The organism is Streptomyces sp. NPDC047515 (genome assembly GCF_040643055.1).
Lineage (GTDB): Bacteria > Actinomycetota > Actinomycetes > Streptomycetales > Streptomycetaceae > Streptomyces.
In genome coordinates, this window is sequence record NZ_JBEYTM010000029.1 from 80,086 (window position 1) to 92,037 (window position 11,952).

General features: G+C 68.0%; 9 protein-coding genes and 4 pseudogenes. 11 read left to right on the plus strand and 2 right to left on the minus strand.

What is annotated here, in order from left to right:
- Positions 1-92 precede the first annotated feature (92 nt).
- Genes ABZ826_RS23320 through ABZ826_RS23335 form a run of 4 tightly spaced genes read left to right on the plus strand, consistent with a single transcriptional unit; the run spans position 93 to position 3,054 of the window.
- The gene (locus ABZ826_RS23320; RefSeq protein ID WP_361451403.1) at positions 93-971 is read left to right on the plus strand and encodes a dioxygenase; all 879 of its coding nucleotides are present in this window, start codon (positions 93-95) and stop codon (positions 969-971) included.
- A 2-nt stretch (positions 972-973) separates the two neighbouring features.
- Positions 974-1,507 carry a carboxymuconolactone decarboxylase family protein gene (locus ABZ826_RS23325; protein ID WP_361451406.1) on the plus strand — a complete coding sequence of 178 codons (534 nt, stop codon included), beginning with the start codon at positions 974-976 and terminating at the stop codon, positions 1,505-1,507.
- A gap of 23 nt (positions 1,508-1,530) precedes the next feature.
- The gene (locus ABZ826_RS23330; protein ID WP_361451409.1) at positions 1,531-2,037 is read left to right on the plus strand and encodes a carboxymuconolactone decarboxylase family protein; all 507 of its coding nucleotides are present in this window, start codon (positions 1,531-1,533) and stop codon (positions 2,035-2,037) included.
- Positions 2,038-2,076: 39 nt separating this feature from the next.
- A complete protein-coding gene (locus tag ABZ826_RS23335; protein WP_361451412.1) occupies positions 2,077-3,054 on the plus strand; it encodes a zinc-binding alcohol dehydrogenase family protein in 978 nt (325 codons plus the stop codon).
- Between the two features lie 194 nt (positions 3,055-3,248).
- Here the strand turns inward: ABZ826_RS23335 and ABZ826_RS23340 are convergent, their stop codons facing one another.
- A complete protein-coding gene (locus ABZ826_RS23340) occupies positions 3,249-3,761 on the minus strand; it encodes a tetratricopeptide repeat protein (RefSeq protein WP_361451414.1) in 513 nt (170 codons plus the stop codon).
- A 394-nt stretch (positions 3,762-4,155) separates the two neighbouring features.
- Between ABZ826_RS23340 and ABZ826_RS23345 the strand changes: the two are divergent.
- The 7 genes and pseudogenes from ABZ826_RS23345 to ABZ826_RS23375 all read left to right on the plus strand — a co-directional run.
- A pseudogene (locus tag ABZ826_RS23345) lies at positions 4,156-4,563 on the plus strand (transposase); the annotation flags it as partial.
- Between the two features lie 71 nt (positions 4,564-4,634).
- Positions 4,635-5,159: pseudogene (locus tag ABZ826_RS23350) on the plus strand (transposase); the annotation flags it as partial.
- Positions 5,160-5,503: 344 nt separating this feature from the next.
- Positions 5,504-6,994, plus strand: coding sequence for a Dyp-type peroxidase (locus ABZ826_RS23355; protein WP_361451417.1), 1,491 nt, complete (start codon positions 5,504-5,506; stop codon positions 6,992-6,994).
- 16 nt (positions 6,995-7,010) lie between these two features.
- Positions 7,011-9,122, plus strand: coding sequence for an FAD-dependent oxidoreductase (locus tag ABZ826_RS23360; RefSeq protein ID WP_361451420.1), 2,112 nt, complete (start codon positions 7,011-7,013; stop codon positions 9,120-9,122).
- On the plus strand, positions 9,119-10,963 hold the full coding sequence (locus tag ABZ826_RS23365; protein ID WP_361451423.1) for a thiamine pyrophosphate-binding protein: 1,845 nt from the start codon (positions 9,119-9,121) through the stop codon (positions 10,961-10,963). The genes ABZ826_RS23360 and ABZ826_RS23365 overlap by 4 nt, the downstream gene beginning before the upstream one ends.
- A gap of 62 nt (positions 10,964-11,025) precedes the next feature.
- A pseudogene (locus ABZ826_RS23370) lies at positions 11,026-11,243 on the plus strand (TnsA-like heteromeric transposase endonuclease subunit); the annotation flags it as partial.
- Between the two features lie 54 nt (positions 11,244-11,297).
- Entirely contained in the window at positions 11,298-11,861 is a 564-nt protein-coding gene (locus tag ABZ826_RS23375) for a dihydrofolate reductase family protein (protein WP_361451426.1), read from the plus strand.
- Between the two features lie 7 nt (positions 11,862-11,868).
- Here ABZ826_RS23375 and ABZ826_RS23380 read toward each other — a convergent pair.
- Positions 11,869-11,952 (minus strand): annotated as a pseudogene (locus ABZ826_RS23380) (transposase); the annotation flags it as partial.

Genomic DNA, 11,952 nt, shown 5'->3' on the forward strand with positions numbered 1-11,952 from the left:
GCGGTAGTTGTCTCGTTGGGTCGGTGGACGAGATCCACAGGCAGCGCAAGATGGTCCGCGCGGGGCGGCCCTTGAACGGCAGGAGAGATGCGATGTCCATCGATCTGACGGCGGCCTCGATCACCGAGGCGGTGCAGAAGACTTTCGAAGGCGCGGAGGATGAGCGCGTCAAGCAGCTGTTCATTCGCCTGGTGCAACACCTGCACGACTTCACGCGGGAGGTACGGCTGACCGGTGAGGAGTGGTTCAGGGCGATGGAGTTCCTTGAGCGTGTGGGCAAGACCTGTACTCCGACTCGGCAGGAGTTCGTCCTGCTGTCCGACATTCTGGGCCTGAGTGTCCTGGTGGACCTGATCCACCATCCGGGTGGTGGGTCGGTGACGGACTCGACGCTGCTGGGCCCCTTCTACGTCGAAGGCCGGCCGACGGCGGAGAACGGATCGTGCATCTCCGGTGAGGTCGAGGGAACTCCGCTGTTCTTCAATGGCCGGGTACTCGACCCGGACGGCAGCCCTGTGGCCGGCGCCAGGGTAGACACCTGGCACAGCGACGGGGAGGGATTCTATGACGTGCAGATGCAAGACAAACTGCATGGTCAGTTGGCCATGCGTGGCTTGCTGACTACTGACGACAAGGGGCGGTTCTGGTACCGGTCGGTGGCCCCGCGGTATTACCCGGTCCCGTCCGATGGGCCGTGCGGGGAGATCCTGCGTGCCACGAATCGGTCGCCGATGCGCCCGGAACACCTGCACTTCTGGTTGCATGCCAAAGGTTTCGAGCCGCTGATCACCATGCTGGTCCGCAGTGACGACCCCTATGTGGAGCGGGACGCGGTCTTCGGGGTCAGGCGGTCGCTGGTGGTGGACTTCGTCCAGCACGATGCAGGGGAAACCGCTCCGGACGGCACCCACATGGACGAGCCGTTCCAGACGGTGGAGCGGACGTTCGTGCTCGCCCGTGAGGGGCGCTGAAGGTGTCGCGCATCCCGCTGACCCCCGTCGCGTCGGTCAGCCCTGCCGCCCGTGACTTCCTGGACCGGCACGGTGAGCTGAACGTCTTCCGCCTCCTCGCGGGCGCTCCGCGGGTGTTCGACGGCTGGAGCGCGATGGTCGATGCCCAACTCGACAGCCGCACTTTCGGCCCGCGGCTCCGCGAGCTGGTGGTCCTGCGGATCGCCCATCTCCAACACTGCGCCTACCAGATCGCCCAGCACGACTACGTGGGCCGAAGAGCCGGGATCAGCGCCGCGGAGATCAGCGCGTTGAGCGCCGAGGGATCGGTGCCCGGCTTCACCGAGCCGGAGCGCACCGTGCTGGCCTTCGTCAGCGAGCTGTGCACGACCGGCACCGTGACCGATGAGACCTTCACGGCGGCCCGCACCGTGCTCGACGAGCCGGAGCTGAGCGAACTGCTGCTCCTGGTCAGCCTGTACTACGGACTCGCGCTCGTCCTGAACGCTGTCGATCTTGACATCGATCACGACGCCCGGCTGGAGACCTCCTCGTGACCCGGATCTCGTACTGCACCAGCATGTCCGACCAGGTCCGCGGCCTGGTCGCCGAGCGCGGGAACCTGAACATCTACCGGGCACTGGCTCACGCGGGTGAGCCCTTCGCCGGGTGGATGCTTGCCGGCCGCGCTGCCCTGACCAGCACGGTTGTGCCCGCGCGCCTGCGTGAGCTGGTTATCTTGCGCACCGGGCACCTGATGCGGTGCCCCTACGAGATCGCGCAGCACACGCACCTGGCCGAAGACTGCGGTGTCGGATCCCGGCAACGCGACGCCCTGGCCGCTGACGGCTGGCTCGCCGAGGGCGGGTTCAGCCCGGCTGAGCTGGCCGTGCTGGAGATGACCACCGAACTGGTCACCTCCGCGTCGCTGGCGCCTGCCACGCTGGACCGTGTGCGCGAAATGCTCGGCGACGAGCAACTGCTGGAGGTGCTGATGATCATCAATCGGTGGAGCGGGCTGGCCTTGATGATCAACGCGCTCGACGTGGACATTGACACCGGCACACGCTTCTCCCTGCCCCACTGACCAGCACACCTCTTTCAACGCACGGATAGGACAGCGAGCATGCGCGCGCTACGTTTCGAACGATTCGGCGGCCCCGAGGTGCTGTGCGTCGGTGAGGTCGCGGACCCGGTCGCCGGTGACGGCATGGCGGTCGTTGCCGTCAGGGCGGCCTCGGTCAACCCCTCGGACGTGATGGCCGTCTCGGGCAGCTTGGAGGACATTACCCTCCCTCGCATTCCCGGCCGTGACTTCGCGGGCGTCGTCCTGGAAGGACCCGACGACTGGATCGGTGCCGAGGTATGGGGCACCGGGGGCGACGTCGGATCCAGCATCGACGGCTCGCACGCAGAACGCATCGCCCTGCCCGTCAGCGCCCTGGCCCGCAAACCCGGAACCCTGGACTTCGCCGAGGCGGCGACGGTCGGCGTGAACTTCGTGGTCGGCTGGCTCGGTGCGATCGAGACCGCCGGCCTCGCCGCAGGCGAGACCATCGCCGTCTTCGGCGTCTCAGGGGGCGTGGGCGGAGCCGTCGCACAGATCGCCCGCGCCACCGACGCCCAGCGCATCGTGGGCGTCGCCCCCCACGCCCCGGCAGCCGGCACCCCCGCGGCCGAGGTCATCGACGAGTTCGTGCCCTTCGACAACGACACCGATGTCCCCGCCGAGATCCGGCGCATCACCGGCGGCCGAGGCGTCGATGTCGTCTACGACGCCGTAGGTGGCGTCACCACGCCGACTACGGTCGCGTCCCTCGCCCACCGCGGGCGCCTGGTGGTCATCAGCGCCATCGGGACCTCCACCGCCGAGATCGACCTCCACGACTTCTACCACCGCGAACTGCGGATGCTGGGCGCCGACAGCCGCAAACTGAACGTGACAGCCTCTGCCGAGCGCCTCAAGCGGATCAGCCCCCATTTCGAGCGCGGCCAGTTCAGGCCGCTCCCCATCGCTCAGACCTTCGACCTCGACCACGGCCCGGATGCCTATCTCGCAGTGACGGAGAAGAAGTTGCGCGGCCGGGTCGCCATCCAACCCTGACGGATGAAAGGCCAAAACCACCACGACGCCGCCGGGATGCCCATCGGCAAGGAGGTTATGGACGCCCTGGAGGAGGCCGCGCGCGAGGAGGAGCAAGCCGGGAAAAAAAGGGGGGCGGCCCCGAGTGTCGGCGTACGGGTCAATGTGCACCGCCGCGTACAGCTGAACGTGCACTGGCTCGAAGCCAGCCATTCCTATTCGGGGCGGCCGTCGGCGAGCCACTGGGCGAGGCCGCGCAGCCCGACCGCCCACCGCCCGAGGTCGGTGACCTCGGCGTGCCCGGTGACGACGGCGAGCAACTCGGCCACCGCCTCATCTGGCCGCTGGGCATCGTTGAGGGTCAGGGCACGGAAGACGCGTACGGAATCGGAGTCGGGGAATTCCCTGCGAGCGCGGTCGAGCACCGCCAGCGACTCGTTCAACTCGCCCAGCCATCTCAGGGTGCTGGCGTACTGGCACAGGCACCGGCGCAGGACGTCACCGTCGAGGCCGAGGGCGAGCGCGCGCTCGTAGTAGCTGCGGGCGGTCTCCTCCTGGCCCGCAGTGTCGTAGGCACCACCCACCTCGTATACGAGGACCGGGTGGTCTGGGCGTTCGGCAAGCAGCGCCTGGAAGTAGGCGATCGTCGGCGCCATGTTCGCCCGGTCGCGCTGGTCGTAGCCACGCTGGATCGCCTCGGCCAGTTCGGGCGTCACGTCGGTCGTCACTGCTGCGCCCCCACGCGTACGAGTCTGGAGATCAACTCACCCTATCGGAGCCTCGTCTGCAAGCGCCTACCTGTGGGTCGGCCCGGCGTTTGCGGCTCTTTCGTCCTTATCTGATGGGTTCTTCCCGCCGCGTTGCCGGTCAGGCGCAGCGCGCACACAGCATGAGCGCACGAGGCACATGCTCCTCTGCAGATGCGGATACCTGCCCGGTGGGCCACTGTCAGCTACCGATCGTGACGAGCGGCGCCCCGATTTCACGTGTCTGCCAGTCTGCCAACCGAGCGCACCCGGTGGCGTCGATGTCGCTTACAAGTCGCTGTCGCCTACAAGACGCTGTGCACGTTCAGCCGTACCTAACTGTGCACGTTGACCCGTACGCCGACACCGAGGGGCAAAACGTGACGGAAGCGACCTTGGACGGGAAGAGCGACGACGCGTCCGGCGCAGGCGCGGACTCCGCTTGAAACAAGCCCGGCTCGGCAGGTCCAGGGGCGGCCTGACCAGCAAGGTCCATCTCGCCGCGGACCGCAAGTGCCGTCCGTTGTCGAGCGTCCTGACTCCGGGACAGGCCGCCGACAGTCCGCAGTTCATCCCCGTGCTCAAGAAGGTGCGCGTCCGCCTGCCCGTCGGCCGTCCCTGCACCCGGCCCGACGCCGTCGCCGCGGACAAGGCCTACTCGTCCCGAGCCAACCGCGCCCACTTACGCAAGCGCAACATCAAGGCGCTCATCCCGGAGAAGAAGGACGAGGCCGCCAATCAGAAGAAGAAGGGCAGCCGGGGCGGCCGGCCCGTCAGCCACGATGATACGAAAGTGCCTTCTGGGCTGGGACGATGAACCTTGTCGAGGGGTTCTGGCGGTCCAAGCGGAATGGAATTTTCTGCGTGCAGGGTATCGGTTCTCGTCCCAAGCTCCACGTCTCCACTGACGGTTCGGGGGTGGTCGGGCACGCGGGCGCACGTTTGCTGGCGGACCTTGCCGATGCCACCGGTCTGACCACCGCCTACTCCACTGCGCTCAGGCCGCTGCGACCGCGAGGCACCGGGCACGATCCAGGTCGGACCGCCACCGATCTCGCGGTGATGCTCGCCGACGGCGGTGAGGCGATAGCGGATCTGGCCGTTCTGCGGGACCAGGGCGAGGAATTCGGACCGGTAGCCTCCACGCCCACGGCCTGGCGGTTGCTCGCCGACACCGACGGGGCAGTACTCGCATCGCTGCGAGCGGCCCGCGCCTCGGCCCGGGAAGTCGCCTGGATGCAGGCCGCCGAGACCGGCCAGGGCATACCCGCCGTCCAGGCCGGCGGACGAGAACTTTCCGGCCTGGTCCTGGACCTCGACGCCACGCTGGTCACCTCCCACTCGGAAAAGGAACAGGCCGCGCCCACATCGAGACGATCTCAGCGGTGATCACTATGCGTGACTGAGGGCGCCCCTCCGGATCGGCATACGCGACACATGAGCATGCGATCTCACCAGTCCCAAGGCCGCAGCAGCGGCGGCTCGCGACGGCCCCGAGGCCGCGGCCTCGGCCCGAATGCCGGTCCCCGTCCGCGCCTGCGCGGGGACGCTCCGCCCGGCGACGCCATGTGACCCGGCGAGGGGCCGGCCTCCGTTTGACAGAGCTCACGGCGGCGGCATAGTTGCTTAAAGTGTCCGATTGGTCATGTTTTGTGATCGATGGTGATCGTGCCATCCCTATACGAATCTGCCGCCGCCCTCCACTCCACGCGAGGAGCCCCACCGTGACCACGACCCCCACCCGTCCCACCGCCGTCCCGTCCATCGAGCAGCTGCCGCAGCCGGAGCTGCGCGGGTCCACCGACATCCAGGGCAACATCCTGGCCGCGTTCAACAAGGACTTCATGGACTTCCGCTACCTGCGCTTCCCGGACGCCGCCAAGGGCCGCGGCTGGCTCTCCGCGATCCTCAACACCGTCGCGACAACCAACGAGACGGAAGACTTCAATGAGCAGTTCTCGCTGGCCCGCCGGGCCTTCGGCCGCGACCCGTCGATCACCACCGTCCGCTGCGGGGTCTCCCTCACCTTCGAGGGCCTCGTGACGATCGCCAACAAGCCCGATCAGATCAAGAAGGACCTCAGCACCTTCACGTCGTTCTGCGCGGGCGCGGCCGCACGGGCCAAGGACCTCGGGGACACCGGCGAGAGCGACCCCAAGAGCTGGTTGTTCGGGGCCGGTACCGGCGACAAGGTTGTGCACGCGGTCCTCATCGTCGCCGCGGACACCGAGGCGCTGCTGAAGGAGAAGCTGAAGAACCTGGACACGGTCGAGCAGACCCACCAGATCACGCGCGTCCACGTGGACGAGGGCCGCACCCTGAAGGGCGATCTGAAGGGTCACGAGCACTTCGGCTACAAGGACGGCATCTCCCAGCCCGGCGTCAAGGACTTCCACCGCGAGGACGCCAGCCGCAAGGGCTTCCGCGACAACCACGCCGGGACCGAGCTGATCGAACCCGGCGAGTTCGTCTTCGGCTACAAGAGCGAACAGGGCGACCGGAAGGCGCCGGTGTGGATGAAGAACGGCTCCCTCCAAGTGGTGCGCCGCCTTCGCCAGGACGTCGCAGGCTGGAACAAGGCCGTGGTGGACGGCGTCAAGAACTTCACCGGGAACATGGACGCCAACCGGCTCGGTGCCTGTCTGGTCGGCCGGGCCAAGGACGGCACACCGCTCGCCCCGCCGTGCAGCGCCGTGACCGGCCTCGGCTCGGACCGGAACGACTTCGACTACGCGAACGACCCCATCGGCCAGGACACCCCCTGGGTCGCGCACATCCGCCGCACCCATCCGCGCGTCTTCGCCGGCATCGTCGACAAGAAGCCGAAGAGCCACCGTCTGATGCGCCGCGGCATCCCGTACGGTCCTGAGTTCAAGGGCGGCCGGGACGACGGCAAGGACCGCGGGCTGATGTTCGTCTGTTACGGCACCTCGCTGGAAGAGCAGTTCGAACTGGTCCAGCAGCACTGGTCCAACGACGACACGTTCCCCCCTGGGGAAAGCCGGCCCGACCAGGTGGTCGCCAACGGCTTCGACAAGGTCACCGGCCTCGCTGGCAAGGCCTCGATCGAGCTCGCGGACGGGACCTCCGGCACGGTCGACATGAAGCGCTTCGTCCGCACCACGGGCGCGCTCTATGCCTTCACCCCCTCGATCAGCACGCTGCGGCTGCTCGCCGAGGGCAAGGACCTCCCCAACAAGTCGGTCGGCTCCTGAGCGGCGAGGAGAAGCCATGAACGAGAGCCCCACCGTCGAGGGCACGGCCAACGATCGAGCCCGCCGGCAGACCTGCTGGCAGCTGGCCCGCGAACTGCTGCTGGTCGGTCCGGACGACAAAGACCTGAAGCTGCGCTACCTCGACCTCCTGATCAAGGAGGGCATCCCGGAGACCGACGAGCCCAAGGACGTGCTGATCGTCGGCGCCGGGATCGCCGGTCTGGTTGCCGGGAAGCTGCTCAAGGACGCCGGGCACAACGTCACCATCCTGGAGGCCAACGCCAACCGGGTCGGTGGGCGGATCAAGACCTTCCGCTCCACCGACGACGAGCAGGACAGCCCGTTCTACGACCCGGAGCAGTACGGGGAGGCCGGAGCGATGCGGCTGCCCAGCTTCCACCCGCTCACCCTGGCCCTGGTCGACAGCCTCGGCCTGAAACGGCAGCTGTTCTACAACGTCGACGTCGATCCCGACACCGGCAACCAGAACACGCCCGTCCCGCCGGTGGTCTACGAGTCCTTCGAGGACGGCAAGGTCTGGAAGTACGGCGAGGACAGCCCAGACTTCCGCGAGCCGGTCAAGCGCTTCAACAGCTGGATCCGCACCAACCGGATCCAGGCCCGCCGCAGCGAGTACGCCGCCGACCCGAGCAGCGTCAACGAGGGCTTCCACCTCACCGGCGACGAGGTGCGGATCACCGCCGGCGAGATGGTCAACCAGGCGCTGGAGCCGGTCCGCGACTACTACTCGTACATCGAGAACGGCAAGCGGGTGCGCAAGCCGTTCGCCGAGTGGCTGGACGGCTGGGCCCGGGTGATCCGCGACTTCGACGGCTACTCGATGGGCCGCTTCCTGCGCGAGTACGCGGGCTTCAGCGACGAGGCCATCGAGGCGATCGGCACGATCGAGAACATGACCTCGCGGCTGCACCTGTCCTTCTTCCACACCTTCCTGGGCCGCAGCGACATCAACCCGGACGCCACCTACTGGGAGATCGAGGGCGGCAGCTGGCAGCTGCCCTACGCCCTCGCCGAGGAGCTCCAGGACGAGCTCGAAATGGGCGAGCGGATGATCCGGATGGAGTACTGGGACCCGCGCCGCGACGGCGGGGCCGGCCAGGACGTCGGACCGAACGGGCCCCAGGTCGCAGTCCACACCGTGCCCGAGGGCGACCCAGAGGCCGAACCCACGGTCTGGAAGGGTGACTTCGCGATCGTCACCGTGCCGTTCTCCGCGCTGCGGTTCGTCCAGGTCTCGCCCCCGTACTCGTACAAGAAGCGCCGGGCGATCATCGAGACACACTACGACCAGGCCACCAAGGTGCTGCTGGAGTTTTCCCGCCGGTGGTGGGAGTTCACCGAGGCGGACTGGAAGGACGAGCTCGACTCCATCGAGCCCGGCCTGTACGAGTACTACCAGCAGGCCGGCGAGGAGGACGCCGAGGCGGCCGCGCTGGCCGCGCACAACGGGCACCGGCCGCCGCCCAATCTGCCGAGGGTGCTGCTCGGCGCCCACCGGAGCGTGGACTCCAGCCGGATCAGCCAGGAGCAGTTGGAGGTCTTCCGGCACACCCCGCTGCGCCGGGCGAGCGTGCGCCCCGCCACCAACTGCTTCGGCGGCGGTTCGACCACCGACAACCCGAACCGCTTCATGTACTACCCCTCGCACCCGGTGCCCGACAGCGACGACGGCGGCGTGGTGCTGGCCAGCTACAGCTGGTCGGATGACGCGGTGCGCTGGGACTCGATGGCCGACGCCGAGCGGTACGTGTACGCACTGCGCAACCTCCAGTCGGTGCACGGCCGGCGGATCGAGGTGTTCTACACCGGCTACGGCCAGACCCAGAGCTGGCTGCGCGACCCGTACGCCTTCGGCGAGGCGGCGGTCTACACCCCGCACCAGATGACCAGCTTCCACCTCGACGTGGTCAAGCCGGAGGGCCCGGTGCACTTCGCCGGCGAGCACGTCTCGCTCAAGCACGCCTGGATCGAGGGCGCGGTGGAGACCGCCGTCCGCGCGGCGATCGCCGTGCACGAGGCACCCGCGCCACCGCCCCGCGCCAAACCGGAGATCCGGCCCGAAGCATGGACCGGACGCGCACGCAGAACGGAGATGATGAGCAGATGAGCGGCAACGACGAATGGACGGTGGGCCGTTACCTGGCCACCAGACTGGAACAACTGGGCATCCGGTACCTGTTCGGAGTGCCGGGAGACCACCTCGGCCCGTTCCTGACGATCATGCACGCCACCACCGGGGTCCGCTGGGTCGGCACCCCGACCGAGATCGGTGGCGGCTACGCCGCCGACGCCTACGCCCGGGTGCGGGCCGCCGACGCCGACCTCGCCAAGGGCGAGCAGGGCGTCGCCGCCGTCGCGGTCACCTACGGCGTGGGCGCGTTCAGCCTGCTCAACCCGATCGGCGGCGCGTACGTCGAGTACGTGCCGGTGATCGCGATCAACGCGGCGCCGTCGTACGAGCAGTGGCTCAACTACCAGGCGGTCGGTCTACTCACCTCGCACATGAGCCAGCGCCGGGAGAGCAATCTGGAGGTCTACCGGCAGGTCACGGTGGACGCGCAGGTGATCTCGAACCCCGGGCTCGCGCCCTCGCAGATCGACAGCGCGATCACCACCGGCCTGACCGAGCGCAGGCCGGTCTACCTGGAGGTGATGGACGACCTCTGGAATGCCCCGTGCGCCCCACCCCAGGGCGAACTACGTGGCCGGGAAAGGCCGTTCACCAAGAAGAACGAGGAGATGCTCGCCAAGGCGGTGGAAGCCTCGGTGGAGCTGGTCGAACGGCTCGGCACGCCGGTGCTGTGGGCGGGCGAGGAGATCGAGCGCAACCGGCTGGAGCGGGAGCTGGTCTCGCTGGTGCAGCTGACCGGCATCCCGTTCTGCACCACCGTCGGCGCGAAGTCCGTGGTCTCCGAGAACACCCCGGGCTTCACGGGCGTCTACAACGGCAAGGCGAGCCTGCCGGAGGTGCGCGAGGCCTTCAAGGCCGCCGGGTGCCGGATCGGCCTGGGCACCTGGTCGACGTCGAAGAACCTCGGCGGCGAGAAGTCGATCGGCGACGACTGGATCGTGGCCGCCCACGAGGGCGTCAGCGTCGGTACACAGTACTTCCCGGACGTCCAGCTGGCGCGGTTCGTCCCGGCACTGCGGGACGCGCTGGGTGCCGCTTTCGGCAAGCGGGCGTTCGAGACAGACCTCTTCGCGCTGGCACACGCCAAGGACCGGCAGGTCCCGGCGAGCACGATCGCCTTCCTGACCGGCCTGAGCAGCACGGAATACCCCGAGGAGCTCACGTACGACGGGTTCTTCCAGCACATGAACGCCTTCCTGCTGAGCCAGGCGCAGGGCGACGGCCCGGAGGCCACCTCGCCGTTCACGGTGGTCTCGGACGCAGCGTTCGCACTGCTGGGCTCGATGAATCTACGGATGGCGGAGCGTGCGAGCTTCGTGGCGCAGAACAGCTGGCTGTCCATCGGCTACTCGGTCGGCGCGGCCACCGGGGTGGCGCTGGCCCGCCAGCAGCCGCTCAAGCGGCCGCTGGTGTTCGTCGGGGACGGCTCGTTCCAGGAGATCTGCCAGGAGCTGTCCACGCACGTGCGCCACCACCTGCGGCCGGTGGTCTTCGTCCTGGACAACGAGGGCTTCTACGGCATCGAGCAGATGCTGATCAGCCCCTGCTACTACAAGCAGAAGCCGTCCGACGGGGCCGACTTCTACAACGTGCTGCACCCGTGGCAGTACGAGAAGCTGGCGGAAGTCTTCGGCTCGGAGAAGGACCGGATGCACGGGCGGGAGCTCACCACCCACACCGAACTGGAGTCACTGCTGCTCGACATCGCCGATCCGGGCAACGACATCAACCACGCCCCGATCCTGGCCCGTGTCCGGCTCAGCCGGCACGACTACCCGCGGGCACTCCAGTACAAGATCGACGAGAAGTGCAAGTAACCGCCGTACGGCGCACCGGCCCCGGTCCAAGGACCGGGGCCGGTGCGCGCTGCGCCCGTGCTCACTGGGCGGCGACGACCGGGCGGCACGTCGGCTTCGAGTCGTGGCTGAGCGGGAGCGGCTGCTGCTGATGGACTTCGATCCCAACGTGGTGGGGATCGGCTCGCAGCCGTTCTGGCTGCACTGGCATGACGGTGAGCGGGAGCGTCGGCATGCCCCGGATCACTTCGTGCGCAGTGCGGATGGCTCCGAGGTGGTGGTCGATGTCCGTGCGGACGAGCCGCGATGAGTCCGGCGGTCGTACTGTCGAACCCGTTACCGAGGAGGACTGCTGATGCGCAGCGTTACCTATTCGATGAACGTCTCACTTGACGGCTACATCGTCGGGCCGGACGGCAACTTCGCCTGGACGGCGCCCGACGAGGAGACCTTTCGCTCCTGGACCGACGAGATACGACAGGTCGGCGCCCACCTGTTGGGACGACGGCTGTACGAGACGATGCTGTACTGGGAGACCGCCGACCAGGATCCATCACTCGACGACTCAATGCTCGAGTGGGCCGCGATCTGGAAGCCGCTCCCAAAGGTGGTGTTCTCCACCACGCTGTCGGCGGTGCAGGGCAATGCCCGTCTGGCCTCCGGCGGCCTGGCGGAGGAGATCGAGCGGTTGCGAGCCGAGCCGGGAGAGGGCGACATCGCGATCGGCGGCGCGACTCTCGCCGCCGAGGCGGCCGCGTTGGGTCTGATCAACGAGTACCGGGCCAGGGCCTACCCGGTGCTGGTCGGCGGTGGCATTCCGTTCTTTCCCCAGCGCGAGCGCCGAGTGGACCTCGAACTCGTCGAGACCCACACCTTCAGCTCAAGAGTCGTCTACCTCCGCTACCGCGTGGCGAGCTAGTGCCGGATCAGGCAACGTTTGCCCTGTCGACGACGGCGCGTAGGCGCCGGTCGTCGGCATGGCGGTTTCGCCAGATGATGTAGCGGCGGAT